We start from the raw sequence: 18306 nt of genomic DNA on the forward strand, positions 1-18306 counted from the left end.
TTAAAATAGTTAAAATATAGTATTTACCTAAAAAATAATATTGTAAGTAAAGCAAATATACAAATATTGCATCTTTTCTATATTAATAGAATACTTTAAATTAAACTAGATTATATAAATTGTTAATATTTCAAAAACTTTTGTTAACTATTTATTTGTATAAATATTATTAAATACATAGTAGCGTACTATCAATTTTTTTGATTAGTTAATACTTATTTTCTTTAATTATATTAATCACTTTACTTGTAATAAATTAGATATATCTAGTAATAATTAAAGAGCTTCATATTTATCTAATACTACATGAAGACTTTTGTGTCCTGATGTAGTATTAGTATATCTCTACTTATATACTTACAATATTGATTGTGTATACGATCTTAGTGTGATTAAAAATTTATATTTTAGCTTATACAGTAGTATAAAAGAAATTTATTATACTTCTACAATGGCCAATATATCACTTTCAGACATTATCAATAATTCTTCATGATCAATATTTTCTGTTTTTACGCTATAACTATCATTAAAAATTACAATATCACCGACCTTAACACCTAAAGGTTTAATTTGGCCATTTTCCATAGTACGACCTTTACCTACTGCAACAATAGTACCTCTAGTAGATTTACTAACTGCTGAGCTAGTAAGCATTATACCACCAGCAGATTTGAGATCGACTTCTTTACGTTTAATAATTACACGGTCATTTAGAGGGCGGATATTCATTTATAATTCTCCTTTTAAAGGCTTATATTATTTATAAAGTTACATGTATTATATGTTTAAAAATATTACTTATAAATATCAAGTAAGGGTTACTTATTCATTCTTCAAGAGCTATATAAATGTTTTTACATTTATATAATTTATCTTATATAAGAAGATATATCTCTATGCTGTTAAAATAACTTAAAAAGATTCTTTTCTAAATCTAAAAGTATAATTATACATTATTTAATACATAATTAGTAAAATTTATGTCTTATAAGTAGTATATACTAAATTTTAGTTATTTTACTTTATATAAAAAGGTTTTTTTAAAAATCTTTTTTTTATTTACATATCTTTCTATTAAAAGTTAAATAATTAGGTAATAAAATAAAATTAATTGTACTAATATAGTATTATACAGAACTAGTAAAGAGTACTGTAGTGATAGTATAATTATTTTTTTAGTATAATAATAATTTACATGTTACAAGTTATTTATTAAAAATAAAATAATTATTTTATAAAATTTATATTATTACTAATATAGCTAAAAATATTTAGATACATATCTTTAATATAATCTTAAGTTATGAATAGCGTTACATATATCTTATAGTATATTGTTATCCAATTATTACTAATTTAAACCAAAATTTATATTGCAATGGTATATTACAGATATCACTTAATTGTATTTTATGTATAAGTAAAATAGAAGTTATTTTTTATAGTCTCTTCAATTATAATTATTTATTATGCTTTTATATATTATTATGTACTTAAAAAAAACAAAGATATATTTTCTATAAAAGTAATTATATTTATACTAATAAAAGTATAGATTATATAAACTTTCTTAAATATAAATTTTATGTATATTTAAGAAAGTTTATGTGTTAGTTATTATATAATAGAATTTTAGTTCTTATGATAGTATTCTAACTATAACTAGAGTAATTAAATGATCAGAGTATTTTATAGTTGCTATTTATCTGAACTTATATTTATTTTCTTATTTAATAAAAATGAGTTTGTATTTTTACATTTGATCTTACCATACAATTTCTAAAAATAAATTTTCTTGAATAATTTTTAATAAAATATTTGTAATAGTCAATGTAATAAAATAAAAGTGTCATGATTGCATATATATATAAATATTTATTTAGATATACTGTTTTTATTTTATTTTATTTTATTTTATTTAATTATAATTTATATATTTAAATAAAATTATTTATTATATTAAGGAAGTATCTGTTATAATAACTTAAATAAAAGAACTATTTTTGCTTAGTAATTTTATTTAAAGTATTTTAGCGCATAGTGAATTTATGATGTTTATTTTTTTAGTAAAATAATTTATTTCTATTATATATAGAAATAAATATGACAATATTTTATTCATCTGGTATATTCTATCGCCTGTAATATCTTCATATTCCTTTCTTATTTCATATGAATCGATGATTATTTTAAATAAAAAGTATGTTTATGTAACACTTTTCTCAAAAAGAATACAAAATAATTTATTTTAAATTCTTTAAAAGAGGTTAACACGTTATGCAACATATAGTAAAATTAATTATTTCTAAACAAGAATTACATCATAGAATTATTGAACTTGGTCATCAGATTTCTACAGATTACTACCGAAGTAGTAATAATATGATTTTAGTTGGTTTATTACGGGGTTCTTTTATATTTATGGCTGATATTTGCCGTCAAATTTATATCCCACATGCTGTAGATTTTTTAACTGTTTCTAGTTATGGTAATGATATAAAAAGTACGCGTGATATAAAAATATTAAAAGATTTAGATCAAGATATTCGCGGTAAGGATGTTCTAATTATTGAAGATATTATTGATTCTGGTCACACTGTCAGTAAAGTTCTCAAATTATTGACTCTACGTGGGCCAGAATCTTTAGAAGTATGTACACTACTAGATAAACCTAGTTATCGTGAAATTAATATTTCTATTAGATATGTTGGTTTTGTAATAGCAGAGGAATTTGTTGTTGGTTTTGGAATTGATTATGCTCAAAATTATCGTCATTTACCATATATTGGTAAACTTGTAATATTAAATAAATAAAATGTTTATCTTATCTTATTAAGAATAAAATAAATTCATTTTAATACAATATTATATAATAATAAAATATAATATTTTAGTTAATTTGTTCACTTAAAGTATTAAAAGGATTTATCTAAAATACTTTTATGTATAAATTTATATAAAATATGTGATATTAATTTCTCTTTATTCCTAACAATCTATATTTATATTATCTATATTGATAGTATCAAACTAAATTCATAAAATACTCTATTGTAAATTTTAAAATAATTTAAAATTAATTTTCCAGAATAGAAGAGTATGTATATATATGCAAATATATTTTTTTTATATTTATGTAATATATAAAATATATAACAACAAAATATAAAAAAGTGTTTTAGTATAAAAATAAAATTGTAATTTTTATATAAAAAAACTTTACTTTATCTTTCCTATAATGCACTATTTATAGTGCGATTAATATGTATTATATCTGTAATAAAAAATAATAAGACCTCATTTACAATATACTAAATACTATTAAAATTAAAATAATTATACTACACACCCCTACCATCTTATTATCAACCTAAGACTAAATAATTTGTTAGTTACTGCGCAATATATTTTTTATATTTATAACCCTAAATAAAATACTTATTAATATAATTAAATACAATGATTATTAAATATAATATTCTTAATATATTGATATTTAACTGATATTGAGATAGATAATATTAATAATATTAATAAATAAACTTCTTATAGTGTAAAAGAATAATACTAATAGTTATTTTCTAATATAGAATGTATTAGTATAAGAATATAAATTTCTCTTAATATTATATATTAAAGACTGATATAATATATTTTGTATAAATATTATTTAGTAGTTATTTATTGGTATCTTTATTATGATAATTTTATATTTTATATTTTATATTTTATAAAAGTATAAACACTTTTTTATATATTAACTACATTGGGTTAATGTTTTTTATATATAATATTTTTCATATATAAATAAGAATATTATATAAGGTCTATATTTAGAGTAATACAAACCTTATTATATAAGATATAAAAATATTAATATTAGAATATTATAAGAGTTTACTTTAAATTAAATAGTAAAAATATTTAATAATTGGCTATTTTATATGTTGAAAAAACTTAATATATACAGTATATAAAGATATATAATAAGATTATATCTATTTTATTTATTAGTGTTTTGTAATATATTAATTATTATTTTATTATTTTAATAAAAATTAATAACCTTTTGTATTTTTTAAAAAAATTATATTTTAGATCTCAGTTTATTCTAGTTAAAATAATTAATTATCCAATAATATATATATCTAATGATAAAATTATTAGATATATATTAATATTTATTTTACTCAAGGTAAGATGAATATTAATAAAAAGTATTAATAAGATATAATTGAAAATATTTTTAATAAATATTTTGGAAATTAAAAAAAATATTAGTATTTTAAGTTGTTTTTGTATTTAACGTTTATATACTATATTAGTTTTATTGATATATATAATATTATATATAGATAATAATTTTATTAAAAGATTAAGCTTATATTTAATGATTCAGTAATTTAGTTATTAAGTGCAAGAATAAATTACATTAGATATTCATTGAATTTAAAATTAATATTTTTCTATATTTTTAGTAAAAAAATATTTTTTTTAATTATAAAACTAAGTCAAGTTATATAAATATTATTCACAATATTAATTAATTACAAGAAGTACCTTAAGTTATTAAGTTATTAAGTTATTAAGTTATTAAGTTATTAAGTTATTAAGTTATAAATATATATAAAATATTTTATAATCCTTTATACTATAGAATATATTACTAGTACCGCTATATTGAATATTTATAGTAATTTACTAAATAAAGATTATATTTCTAATTTGCATTTAAAATATTATACTTTAAATATATTTATTTCTTTAACGAAGAATAATAACCTGTATTAATAAGATTATTTACTACTTTAGTAGGTCATTGTATAAAATAATAACATAGTATAAAAATATTGTTTATAGATACAGTTATAGTATTAATTTAAATATACTGATAAATATTAATTCAAGTATTTTTTATTGGTACATTAATGTTTTAATAAAAAATACCTTAATATATTATCTTGTTTTATATAATACAATTACATTATATGTAGTTAGGTACATTATTACTATAATAACTTAACTATTCTTAATAATATATTGAGATGTTATTAATAATAATATTTTTCTAAAAGAATTACTTAAGTTGTATTACTTAATATATATTAATCCAGTTTATATACCTATAAATTTTAGTAAACTTATAGCTATAAAGATTAAAATAATTATCTATAGACTTCGAGTCTTCACGAGGTTATGTCATATGTGGTATTCAGCAAGTACTCTTGATGTTATAATTATTGGAGGTGGTCATGCAGGCACTGAAGCCGCACTATCATCTGCCAGAACAGGGTGTAATACGTTATTATTAACACATAATATTGACACATTAGGGCAAATGTCTTGTAACCCAGCGATTGGTGGTATAGGAAAAAGTCATTTAGTTAAAGAGTGCGATGCTTTAGGTGGTATTATGGCAATAGCAGTTGATCATAGTGGTATTCAGTTTAGGGTACTCAATAGCAGTAAAGGTCCAGCTGTTAGAGCGACTCGTGCTCAGGCTGATCGAATGCTGTATCGACAAGCTATACGTACTGCATTAGAAAATCAACCTAATCTCATTATTATACAACAGGCAGTAGAAGATCTTATTATAGAGAATAAATTTGTTGTGGGTGTAGTAACTCAGATGGGTTTAAAGATACGTGCGAAGGCTGTTGTATTAACAGTAGGTACTTTTTTAGATGGTAAAATACATATAGGTTTAGAAAATTATAGTGGCGGTCGTTCTGGTGAACCTCCAGCGATTACACTTTCCCATCGTTTAAGGGAGTTACCATTACGTGTAAACCGTTTAAAAACAGGTACACCGCCACGCATTGATGCAAGAACTATTGATTTTTCAGTATTAACACAACAACATAGTGATAATCCATCTCCTGTATTCTCATTTATTGGACATGTATCTCAGCATCCAGAACAGATACCGTGTTACATTACACATACTAATGAACGTACTCATGAGGTAATTCGTAATAATCTATATAGAAGTCCAATATATTTAGGAATAATTAAAGGAGTAGGTCCACGTTACTGTCCTTCAATCGAAGATAAAGTAATACGTTTTGCTAATCGTGATTCTTATCCAATATTCCTTGAACCAGAGGGGTTAACTAGCAATGAAATATACCCCAATGGTATATCTACTAGTTTACCATTTGATGTACAAATACAAATAGTGCGTTCTATTAAAGGTATGGAAAATGCTCATATTATGCGACCTAGTTATGCTATTGAATATGATTTTTTTGACCCTCGTGATTTAAAAATTACTTTGGAAAGTAAGATAGTTAGCGGTTTATTCTTTGCAGGACAAATTAATGGTACTACTGGTTATGAAGAAGCAGCAGCACAGGGTTTATTATCTGGTATCAATGCTAGTCTTTTTGCAAGAGGAAAAGAAGGATGGTCTCCTCGGCGTGACCAGGCTTATTTAGGTGTTTTAATAGATGATTTATGTACACTAGGAACTCAGGAACCATATCGAATGTTCACATCACGTGCAGAATACCGTCTTCTTTTACGTGAAGATAATGCTGATATACGTTTAACTGAAATTGGCCGTAAATTAGGATTAGTTGATGATACCCGTTGGATACGTTTTAATAAAAAAATAGAAAATATTGAACTTGAACGTCAGCGCTTACGTGATATCTGGGTGCATCCAGATTCTGAACAAGTAACTTCTCTTAATAAAATACTACAGACACCTATATCAAGAAAAATGAACGGTGAAGATCTACTGCGCCGTCCTGAAATAGATTATATTAAACTTACTCAGTTAGTACAGTTTGCTCCAGCGATGTATGATAAACAAGCTTCTGAACAAGTTGAAATTCAAGCTAAATATGAAGGTTATATATTACGTCAAAAAGAAGAAATTAATAGACAATTACGTAATGAAAATATTTTGCTGCCAATTACTTTAGATTACTCATGTATCGTGGGATTATCTAACGAAGTTATAATAAAATTAAATCAGTATAAACCGGGATCTCTTGGTCAAGCATCACGTATTGCTGGTATTACCCCCGCAGCAATTTCTATCCTGCTTATTTGGTTAAAAAAGCAAGGATTATTACTTCGTAATGTACGATAACTTATATTTTTAATAAAATATAATTATTGTAATATACTAGGTTTTTATTATTATTTTTTTAAAAGTTTTTTTATTACGCTTATATTACATTTAAGTAAAATTATAAATTATTTTAATATTTTGGGTGTGAAATATAAAATATAATAATAGAAGTAAAGATACATTAAAATACATTTATTAAATTAAATAATACATTTTTATTATAGTTTTTTGTTATGTATATTAAATACAATTTGAGTATTGTTACTCTATTTGATGATAATGATATTTTATTAGCCGTTTTATTGTAGAGCAAGAATGTACATTCTTTTTTAAAATATATTAATTAAAACACAAAAACCCTCACTATTTAGTGAGGGTTTTTGTGAATGCTTAAAACATCATTTACTAAAATAACTGTTATTTTGTTTAAGATATTAAATACAGTATTATAGTAATCAATTACATCATACCGCCCATACCACCGTTCATACCACCCATACCACCACTAGAAGATGATCCTCCTGTATCTGCTTTATCATCACGCAGATCTGTCACCATACATTCAGTAGTAATCATAAGACCAGCAATAGATGCAGCATACTGTAAAGAAGAACGAGTCACTTTGGTTGGATCTAGAATTCCCATAGCAATCATGTCACCGTACTCCTCAGAGTATGCATTATAACCGTAGTTACCTTCACCCTCTCTTACGTTATTCGCGATTACAGAAGCTTCTTCACCAGCGTTAATTACTATTTGACGTAATGGAGCTTCCATAGCACGTAAGGCTACCTTTATACCTACATTTTGGTCTTCGTTAGCTCCTTTTAAAGAAGATATTTTACCAGCAACCCGGATAAGAGCAACGCCACCACCAGCAACTACACCTTCTTCTACTGCAGCGCGAGTTGCGTGTAGAGCGTCTTCAACGCGTGCTTTTTTCTCTTTCATTTCAACTTCAGTAGCAGCACCTACTTTAATCACTGCAACACCACCGGCTAATTTGGCTACTCTTTCTTGTAGTTTTTCACGGTCATAATCAGAAGTAGCGTCTTTTATCTGCTGACGTATTTGATTGACTCTTCCTTGAATTGCAGATTCAGCACCCATACCATCGATGATAATAGTGGTATCTTTATTAATAACAATACGTTTAGCCTGTCCTAGGTTTTCTATAGTTGCTTTTTCTAGTTCTAGACCTATTTCTTTAGAAATTACAGTACCGCCAGTAAGAGTAGCAATGTCTTGAAGCATTGCATTGCGACGATCTCCAAAACCAGGAGCTTTAACTGCAGCTACTTTAACTATAGCGCGCATTGTATTTACCACTAAAGTAGCTAATGCTTCTCCTTCAACATCTTCTGCGATGATTAATAAAGGTTTACCTGCTTTAGCTACAGATTCTAAAAGTGGAAGCATTTCACGAATATTAGATATTTTTTTATCAACTAATAATATAAGCGGGTTTTCTAACTCAATAGAACCAGTGTCTGGCTTATTAATAAAGTATGGAGATAAGTATCCACGGTCAAATTGCATACCTTCTACTACGTCCAACTCGTCTTGTAAACCGCTACCTTCTTCAACTGTAATTACACCTTCTTTACCAACTTTTTCCATAGCTTCAGCTATGAGTTGACCTACTGTTTCATCAGAGTTAGCAGAAATAGTACCTACCTGAGCAATAGCTTTAGAATCAGAGCAAGGTATAGATAATGTTTTTAGTTCTTCAACTGCAACAATAACTGCCTTATCGATACCACGCTTAAGATCCATTGGATTCATACCTGCAGCAACGGCTTTTAGTCCTTCATTGACTATGGACTGAGCTAGTACTGTTGCAGTAGTAGTTCCATCACCAGCAGCATCACTTGCTTTAGAGGCAACTTCTTTTACCATTTGTGCCCCCATATTCTCAAACTTTTCTTCTAGTTCTATCTCACGGGCAACAGATACACCATCTTTGGTTATAGTTGGGGCTCCAAATGATTTATCTAAAACAACATTGCGACCTTTAGGACCCAAAGTTACTTTTACTGCATCTGCGAGGACGTTTACACCGCGCAGCATTTTTACACGTGCTTCGCTACCAAATTTTACGTCTTTAGCTGCCATTTGTCTTTCCTTTCAATTATTTAGTGAATAAAATTCATTATTAATTTAATTAAGATTATGATTATTATTCTTCAATTACAGCCATAATATCGTTTTCAGACATAATTAATACTTCTTCGTTATCAATATTCTCCTTTTTGACACTGTAACCATCATTAAAAATCACGATCTCGCCAACTTTAACATTCAAGGGTTGCACTTCACCATTATCTAAAATACGACCTTTACCTACAGCGATTATCTCTCCACGCGTAGAAGCACTAGCCGCAGAACCAGTCAAAACAATACCGCCAGCAGATTTTGGTTCTAATTCTTTACGCTTGATTATAACACGGTCATGCAATGGACGAATATTCATGGATCGTTCTCCTTTGAGAAGGTCTATATCATTTAGGTTTAAACACCATAGTTTGAGAAAGAGATCACCAATTCTCGTACTAGTGAAGACTAGATGGGGTCGTGCTTATCACTCCTCAAGGGGGGTAATGATAAAAAAATTCTTTAAATTAAAACTAATGTTATTTAACATAAAAAGTAGATAGAATATTACCTTCTATTGCTATATAATATTAGTAAGTTTATGTATTTGAAGTCAATATAATCTTATCATACTTTGTGATAATATTAGAAAGTTATTATATGAATGATATAATTTATTTATTTTATTATTATTCCGACAAGGATATATATCCTTAGGTAAATAAAAGTCAAAAATATATTTTTTCATTATTTTAAATCTATTTTAAACTAAATAAAATAATTACATTTTATTATAAAAGATATTTTTACTATTATAGATAGTTATAGGTAGTTATACTAGTAATTATTCTACTATTATTAAAGTAATATTTTTAATTAAATACATAAGTATCATATTACTTCATAATTGAAGTTTACGGATTTATTAATAGTTAATATATTACTATTAGTGCCATACATTATTTATTAATAATATCGTTAAATTAATAAGGTACTATTTTAGTAGTAAATTATACTCAAAGATATATAATTTATGAAAAAGTTTTTATTAATACTATACATAGTGATTGAACTCATCCCGCATCTTGCTATTGCCCTACCAAATACTAATCTACAAAAACGTCTCAATAAAGTGAGTAGTTTTTATTCTAACTTTACTCAATTAGTAACTACTGACAAAGGAGCATTAGTCCATAAGAGTATAGGAGAAATATGGTTTAAATTACCTAATCTTTTTAATTGGCATGTAACATCACCCGATGAAAGTATTTTAATTTCAGATGGTAAGTGTTTATGGTTTTATAATCCATCACTAGAGCAAGTTACTATTACATCAGTAGATATTGCTAATAGAGACACACCTCTAACTTTAATAAGTTGTAACGATACTGCAGTATTAAATCGATATTATATAAGACAAATTAAAGATATATTTTATCTAATACCAAAAAGCAAAAAAAACAACTTAAAAGAATTTGTAATTAATGTATCACCAACAGGTACTATAAATAGCTTTACCTCAGTAAATAAGAATGGTCTAAGTATACTTTATAAGCTTTATAATCATCATAGTTGCTTAATTAATAATAATTTTTTCCATTTTCTTCTGCCCAAAGGCGTGCAGATAGATGATCAACGTGAATAATTATTATTATCTATTTTAAAAGTATAAATTTTATATATAATTCTAATTATTTTTAAAATTTTGTATAATACATTAAGATCTATCGAATAAAATTATCACTAAATAGATCATTTTTTATAAAAAATATACTTAGTGTTTTGTAATAAAGAGATAATTATTATAATTTCTTTAATAATAGGATTAATATGTTAGACTCAAGTCTATTGCGTTGTCAACCAGAATTAGTAGCTAAAAAACTAGCTCGTCGTGGCTATATACTAGATATTGACACCATACGTTATCAGGAATCACGTCGTAGATCATTGCAGATTTACACTGAAAAAATGCAAGAAGAGCTGAATAAACGCTCTAAATATATTGGTATAGCAAAATTATGCGGTAAAGATATAAAATCTTTATGTCTTGCAGTTCATGAATTAAGTATAAAATTAGATATAGCTAAATCAGAGCTATCTCTCTTATTAAAAGAGATACGTGATTTATTTATATCTATACCTAACATACCAGACGATGCTGTGCCAGTAGGTAAAAATAAAAATGTACAAGTGAGTATTTGGGGTAAACCTCGTATCTATAATTTTGAGGTAAGAGATCATATTACTTTGGGAAAAATGACTGATGGGTTAGATTTTGCTGCTGCAGTTAAATTAACAGGGTCTCGTTTTGTTGTAATGAAGGGTCTTATTGCACGTATGCATCGAGCTTTAATGCAATTTATGTTAGATCTGCATACTGAGCAACATGGGTATATAGAAACGTATGTACCATATATGGTTAATTATGATACCTTATTTGGTACAGGGCAGTTACCTAAATTTAGCTGTGAACTATTCCATATTAAATCTATAGAAGAAGAGTCTCAGGCTAGTACATATGCATTAATCCCTACTGCTGAAGTACCTCTTACAAATCTAGTGCGTGGTGAGATTATGGTTGAAGAATCTCTACCATTTAAGTTAATTGCAAATACACCATGTTTTCGTTCTGAAGCTGGTAATTATGGTCGTGATTATAATGGAATGATTCGTATGCATCAGTTTGAAAAAGTTGAGTTAGTTCAAATTGTACACCCAGAAAACTCTATGGAGGCACTAGAAGAGCTAACAGGTCATGCAGAAAAGGTATTGCAGTTATTAAATCTTCCCTATCGTAAGATGTTACTATCTGCTGGAGAGTTGAGCTTTGGATCTAGTAAAACATACGATCTAGAAGTTTGGTTACCAGCTCAGAATATTTATCGTGAAATTTCTTCTTGTTCTAATATGTCATCTTTTCAAGCTCGACGCATGAAGTCTCGTTATCGTAACAATGCTAATAATAAAATAGATTTTGTACATACAATTAACGGCTCTGGGTTAGCTGTTGGACGTACTTTAGTGGCTGTCTTAGAAAACTATCAGCAAGCTGATGGATGTATTAAAGTTCCAGAAGTACTGCGCCCATACATGAATGGTTTAGATTATATCACCTTTCCATAATTATATTTTTACAATATAATTATGGAAAGGTGATATAATCTAAACTTGAGCATTGTAAGTAATATAAAAAAATTTTTATAATGTCTGATATATCCTATATTATTATAAATATCTTTAATATTATTAAATATAATATTATTATATTTTACTATATTGAAGTAATAAACTGTATTTGAAAATGTTTTATTGATAATGCTTAATACATATTAATGTAAGTAACTATATAATGTATAAAAAAATTAGATAATTATTCAGCTTGTATGTTATAAATATTTTATTATTTAATATTTATATTTTCAACATACTATTTATATTAAAAATAAAATATATTCAAAGTATATTTTATATTAAACCGAATTCATTTTTACTTTTTATTAAAGTATGTGTATACATATATATTTTATATCTTTGTGTGCATAAAAACAACGATGGTTTTTAAATTGTTATCTTTGATTTTATTATATTATATAGTTTTTACCTAAACTTTATATTAAAAGTTAATTACAGTACTTTATAGTTAATAAATTAGTATATATCAAGATATTGATTAAATATGATACAATTGAGATTAATTTATTTAGTTATTTTAGACATCATAAACCCCTTTTGAATTCTAGAGGCAGATAAAATGAATCATTTAGCTAGAAAGCTATATATTTTAAGTTAAAATTTTATGGTCTAGATTAAATTTATCTAATATTTTTCCTAGAAAAATAGATTGATTTTTAGCAGAATGCTATTTATATATGCTTATATTTCTACACAATTTTAATTAGTAAAATACTAAAAATACTAAGTAATATTCTTATTAATTTAACTGTATCCCATTATATTTCATTAAAAATTATTGATAATAGGTATCTATTATTACGGATAATAATCCGATTGTTTCTTTGATGAAAATTTCCTACCTGAATATTTATTTTATAAATTTTATTAAATACAATAAGTATTTATATTTTTATAGTTTTACTACTATTATATAGTAGTAGATTATTGTAATAATCATAAAAACAACATAATATTGAACTATTACGATCTAACTCACAGTAGTTGCTACTCATCCTAATCCTTGATTATAATTAAAGCAAGTTCATACTGTTACTAGTTCATACGATATTTTGCAGGTTTTTATTTAAGATGAAATATCAACAATACTAAATACAACATTATCATCAGTTATTAGTAAAATACTTATATGATTCATATTGAAGATATTTTATTAGGTTGTAAATATTTTTATATTAGTATATTTGTTAAATAAGCTAATAATTATTTATCCTATTACTAATTTGCCGAATAAAAAGTTATTAAATTCTTTATATATTATTATTCTTATTTATAAAAGTGTTTAAATTTTTAAAAGATCTTTGTTTTTAAATTTTCTTATATCTTATATCATCAATATCCTTCTTATCTATTTGATTAAAAAACCCAAATTAGGTTAATGTTAATTTGTATTAAACTATTATTTTCAATATATTAAACTTATTTATATTTAATAAATATTGATTATAGCAATTTTAATATTATAATATATGCTCTAATATATGATTATTATTGAGGCTAAAATGAGTTTAAGTGCAACTAATTTAATTTGGATTGATTTAGAAATGACCGGGTTAAATCCCTTAGTGAATAGGATTATTGAAATTGCAATATTAGTTACCGATATAAATTTAAATATTATTGCTGAAGGTCCAGTTATTGCTGTGCATCAATCTAATGAACATCTTGCTCTTATGGATGCATGGAATGTTCGTACTCATACTATGAGTGGTTTGGTAGATCGAGTAAAAAATAGTACCTTTAATACATGTTATGCTGAGAAAAAAAATATTGAGTTTTTACAGAATTTAGTTCCAGCAGGTGTATCTCCTATTTGTGGTAATAGTGTAGGGTATGATCGCTGTTTTCTTTCTCGCTATATGCCTTCACTCGAGCAGTATTTCCATTACCGTTACCTAGATGTTAGTACAATAAAAGAGTTAGTTATTCGTTGGAAACCGCAAATTTTAGCAGGATTTACAAAACAGCATACTCATAAAGCATTAGATGATATTCGTGAATCAGTAGCAGAGCTTGCTTACTATCGTAAATATTTTTTCTAGTTTTAAGTTATTTTTAATTATACAAGGTAAAGGTTTATATCTTTAATCATTCTTTGTGTGAAAATTTTTTATTATTTCTATCTACTTAATTATAGAATATATAAATAGTATTATACTATTTATTACATACTAAAAGTAAGTAATAAATATCATTTTTTACTTAAAAATGATAATATTATGTAATATACTATCCTAAAACATTTCGTTAATTATATATCCAATGAAAATATATATTATTAATATTTCGTATAAAGCATATAATTCTAAAAATATTTCTAATTATAACTAATGTTAATAAATTTTAATTTCTTACGATATGATCTAAATTTAGATAAATTGCCTGGTATCAGTTATATAAATAAACTTATTTAAGATATTTATTTTTATAATTAGAAAAGTATATTTCAAATATTATAATATTTATGTATTGCTATATAAACAATCTTAATATAGTTCCCTCTTGTTAAATTTAGAATACAAAAAACATCATTCATCTATATGAATTATTTTTGTAAAACAATATACAATAAAAAATATTTAAATAACTTACTATATAGACTATAATCTATTAGTCCTATTAGTTAATATTCAATATTAAAATACTTATCTTTTTATTTATTTTTAATTATTTATACTACCAATAGTATAAAAGTAATGTGTATCCTCTATAATATTTATTATAAAATAACTCAATCCGTACTTTAACAGCGTATTAGTATAATAAGGCTAGTTTATAATAAAATGCTTATATTATGTAATATAATTTATTAATATTAAAATATGCTTTTATAAAGTATATTTAGAAGATATTTATGAGATCCTCAACATTATATAACGTATAATTATTGTAATAAATGATTAGTGAATTTTTTACTATATTTTCTATTAATTATCTATATTAAAATCATTAGTTATTTTATATAAATATGAAAAATATTTTATTCAAGTTAAAGTCTTGTTTAGTAAATTTATTTAATATTATATGTTTTTCCTTTTATTTTTATGCTTAAAGCGGTCAAAAAAGATACGTGTATGAGTTCTAATATTTAATATTAAACTTATTACCCATGCAACTATTAATAATATAGTAAAAATTAGTATAAGCATAATTAATATTAATGTAATATTAGTTTTAATATTCAATGTGTTCGTCTGAATTAAAAGATGGTATTGATGGCTAGAAAGTATTGGTCCAAAAAAACATCCAGAGATTATTATAATAAAGAGTAATAAAACTTTAATCATTAAATTATTTTCCCTGTGCTATGTGTATAGCATATCTCGTATATTATTAAGTATCATGATATGAGTCAGTTCTAGTTTAAAATATTTTTCTAGTAATATGTAATTTTTATTGTTAAAAGAGATTATAAAATTATTTCTTTTAATTATTTAAGAAAAATTAATTTAAGGGTTATCTATATTAAAGTAAGAATTAATCCAGGTTATAAATGCTATAATAAATTATTATAAGTGTTAGATTAACAATCTTGCATGTTTATGATAAAGTAAACAATTAGGCACTAATATTTTTACTAGGTATTTTAGTTAAGTAATAATTTATTAAATTTAATGCTATTATTTAATCCTTGTAAGGTACATCAATTAAATAAAAAGATACTATCTCTTGATTAAATCATATTGCCATGCTAAATAGTAATTAGATACTTTAATTTGTATATATATGGGAATTGTTTTCTTAATTGTTTTATTTTTAAAATTAAATATCTATTTAATAAGACAGATAATTAATCTTTAATAACATTATAATTAAGATTAATTTCAACCTTCTTGTTATTTATCTCTAATAATTAGATACTTTTCTTTATAATATTGGGTGCCTTGATAAAACACTAACATACTATATTTAGGTAAATTTTTATAAAATATATACAGGTATTATACTAAATATTTTACATATTGCTTGTTATAAGGATAAAAATTATTAAAGTAATTTACATTAATAGTGCTTATAAAAAGTTAAAGCAACGTATTACTATTTAAATAGTAATACTCTTAATATTTAACTATTTAAATGTCTTAATAATTAAAGTGTCTTAATTATTTAATTTTTTAGTATAATAAGGATAAAATATGTAATATTTTTTATATTTGTTATGTAGTTTTTATTAGTTTATTAGTAATAATACTATATAGTATTCTGATTAAAATATATGTAAATAATTATATTATAGACTAGTACTAAATGCTATAACTAAATTTTAGTATATTCTTAGTGTTAATCTTTATGTATTTACTAATATTTTATATATATTTAATATAATTATTTTAATTAAGTTTAAGTATTTATTTTTTGGATCTTTTATCTATTTGTAATGTTGACTACTTACTTTATTTTATAAATATATTGAACTGTGTTATCTGTTGATGATTTATATATAGTCATTAAATATCCTATATTTATACATCATTACTAGCATATTTAAATACCTGTATATTTCTAGTCTCATTTTTAACTAGAATAGTTAATTGTTAGCTAACTATAATTTATTGGTAATACATATTAGTAATTTTCTTATATTTTAACCAGAGAATAAAATATATATTTATTGTATAATGTCACTGCTTATTATTTTAATAATTGAAATAATCTTACTTTGCCAATGTGATTTTTATTTAATACTTATTATAATGAAAAAATTTAGTGGCATTCATATATAATATATGACGTGCATACAAAACTAATTCAGTATCTTTTCTAGAAAATTTTTCTATGATTACAATGTAATATTCATGCTTACTTTTCTATAATATTATTTATATTAGAACAGGTAAATATTTATATGTTTTGAAAAACTAGAGATAATTTACTGGTAATTTACTAGTATTTTGCAAGATTTACGTTTTTAGACACATTTAAGTGTCTTATAACAAAACAGTGCATTTTACTATATTGTATAACGTTTTCTTTGGAGTACTATCTATTGTATATCTTGATAATATTATATTAAATAATTAGGATGAGCCGTGCTAACTTATATAGTTAGTTATTATATAAAAACTTACTATGATTTTTTTTAGTTCAAGATAATTAGGATCTTTGTCCTAATTATTACATATATTAAATAATATTTGACTTATCGTTAAAGATTTCCTTATACAAATAATTATTATCTCTATTGATTGAGTTATTAGCATAAAGTATTTATAAGTATTAATAGTAATATCCAAATTTTCACGCCAAAGTTTTTAACTATATTTATTGTTATTCAACTGTAAAGAGCTACGCGGTTAATAATTGATAATTAACATAGAAAAGCATGTATTAATTACTTATTTAACTCTAATATAAATTATTAAATCTATATCCCAAAGAAGGTTAATAATATTTGATTTTCATATTCTAATTTAATAAATATTAAATATGAGCTACTATTTACTCTAATATAGTTAGTTACCGTTACTATATATATATCAGTAAATATAATTTTTTAAATTTAAAATTTTAAAACCATATAGATCTCGTACGATAAAGTCTAATATTATACAACTCAGCTCTAATATTAACGGTTTACATACTGGATATACGCTCACTATATGAAGATCTTAGAAAGCTTTATATTTTATATATATGCACAACACAAGTATTAAATAAAATTTTTATACTAAATAGATAATAATCTACGCCAAGACTGCAAGAAAAAATCTAATATCTTGTATTTAATATACAAATGTATTAACATACACATGTTAATACAAAAAGTTCTAGTATGTTACTCAAAATAATAACTTCCACCTTATTTTGTATATAAGTATCTACTTACTTGTTATTATGTGTTGATATTAGTGTGACTTCTATGATAATATTTAGAGCTATTATATACAGATATAATTAGATATATTACTCTTATAATAGCTATAAGAAAATAATTA

At 24.0% G+C, this 18306-nt stretch carries 9 protein-coding genes; 5 read left to right on the plus strand and 4 right to left on the minus strand.

Going from position 1 to position 18306, the window contains the following annotated elements; all coding sequences use genetic code 11:
• Positions 1-438: 438 nt before the first annotated feature.
• The gene (locus K0T98_RS00250) at positions 439-732 is read right to left on the minus strand and encodes a co-chaperone GroES (RefSeq protein WP_225639424.1); all 294 of its coding nucleotides are present in this window, start codon (positions 730-732) and stop codon (positions 439-441) included.
• A 1548-nt stretch (positions 733-2280) separates the two neighbouring features.
• Here K0T98_RS00250 and hpt point away from each other — a divergent pair.
• Together hpt and mnmG are read left to right on the plus strand one after the other, a co-directional pair.
• Entirely contained in the window at positions 2281-2817 is a 537-nt protein-coding gene (hpt, locus tag K0T98_RS00255) for a hypoxanthine phosphoribosyltransferase (RefSeq protein WP_225639425.1), read from the plus strand.
• A 2389-nt stretch (positions 2818-5206) separates the two neighbouring features.
• Positions 5207-7102 (plus strand): tRNA uridine-5-carboxymethylaminomethyl(34) synthesis enzyme MnmG, encoded by a 1896-nt coding sequence (mnmG, locus tag K0T98_RS00260; RefSeq protein WP_225639426.1) that lies wholly within the window; start codon positions 5207-5209, stop codon positions 7100-7102.
• A gap of 441 nt (positions 7103-7543) precedes the next feature.
• On the opposite strand, the gene groL is transcribed toward mnmG, so the two are convergent.
• Positions 7544-9199, minus strand: coding sequence for a chaperonin GroEL (gene groL / locus K0T98_RS00265; protein ID WP_225639427.1), 1656 nt, complete (start codon positions 9197-9199; stop codon positions 7544-7546).
• 64 nt (positions 9200-9263) lie between these two features.
• Positions 9264-9557, minus strand: coding sequence for a co-chaperone GroES (locus K0T98_RS00270; protein ID WP_225639428.1), 294 nt, complete (start codon positions 9555-9557; stop codon positions 9264-9266).
• A gap of 654 nt (positions 9558-10211) precedes the next feature.
• On the opposite strand from K0T98_RS00270, the gene lolA reads away from it, so the two are divergent.
• The 3 genes from lolA (at position 10212) to orn (ending at position 14412) form a co-directional block, all read left to right on the plus strand.
• A complete protein-coding gene (lolA, locus tag K0T98_RS00275) occupies positions 10212-10823 on the plus strand; it encodes an outer membrane lipoprotein chaperone LolA (RefSeq protein ID WP_225639429.1) in 612 nt (203 codons plus the stop codon).
• A gap of 185 nt (positions 10824-11008) precedes the next feature.
• Entirely contained in the window at positions 11009-12301 is a 1293-nt protein-coding gene (serS, locus tag K0T98_RS00280) for a serine--tRNA ligase (RefSeq protein ID WP_225639430.1), read from the plus strand.
• A 1571-nt stretch (positions 12302-13872) separates the two neighbouring features.
• Positions 13873-14412, plus strand: a complete 540-nt coding sequence (gene orn, locus K0T98_RS00285) for an oligoribonuclease (RefSeq protein ID WP_225639431.1) — start codon at positions 13873-13875, stop codon at positions 14410-14412.
• A gap of 978 nt (positions 14413-15390) precedes the next feature.
• Here orn and K0T98_RS03090 read toward each other — a convergent pair.
• Positions 15391-15657 (minus strand): heme biosynthesis HemY N-terminal domain-containing protein, encoded by a 267-nt coding sequence (locus K0T98_RS03090; RefSeq protein WP_225639432.1) that lies wholly within the window; start codon positions 15655-15657, stop codon positions 15391-15393.
• Between the last annotated feature and the right edge of the window lie 2649 nt (positions 15658-18306).

Origin of the sequence: Candidatus Profftia sp. (ex Adelges kitamiensis), assembly GCF_020342455.1 — a bacterium.
Taxonomy (GTDB): domain Bacteria; phylum Pseudomonadota; class Gammaproteobacteria; order Enterobacterales; family Enterobacteriaceae; genus Profftia.

Excerpts from the sequence above, each read along its gene's own strand:
- orn (WP_225639431.1), top strand. The coding sequence starts at position 13,873 with ATGAGTTTAAGTGCAACTAATTTAATTTGGATTGATTTAGAAATGACC.
- serS (WP_225639430.1), top strand. The coding sequence starts at position 11,009 with ATGTTAGACTCAAGTCTATTGCGTTGTCAACCAGAATTAGTAGCTAAA.
- K0T98_RS00270 (WP_225639428.1), bottom strand. The coding sequence starts at position 9,557 with ATGAATATTCGTCCATTGCATGACCGTGTTATAATCAAGCGTAAAGAA.
- lolA (WP_225639429.1), top strand. The coding sequence starts at position 10,212 with ATGAAAAAGTTTTTATTAATACTATACATAGTGATTGAACTCATCCCG.
- K0T98_RS03090 (WP_225639432.1), bottom strand. The coding sequence starts at position 15,657 with ATGATTAAAGTTTTATTACTCTTTATTATAATAATCTCTGGATGTTTT.
- K0T98_RS00250 (WP_225639424.1), bottom strand. The coding sequence starts at position 732 with ATGAATATCCGCCCTCTAAATGACCGTGTAATTATTAAACGTAAAGAA.
- mnmG (WP_225639426.1), top strand. The coding sequence starts at position 5,207 with ATGTGGTATTCAGCAAGTACTCTTGATGTTATAATTATTGGAGGTGGT.
- groL (WP_225639427.1), bottom strand. The coding sequence starts at position 9,199 with ATGGCAGCTAAAGACGTAAAATTTGGTAGCGAAGCACGTGTAAAAATG.
- hpt (WP_225639425.1), top strand. The coding sequence starts at position 2,281 with ATGCAACATATAGTAAAATTAATTATTTCTAAACAAGAATTACATCAT.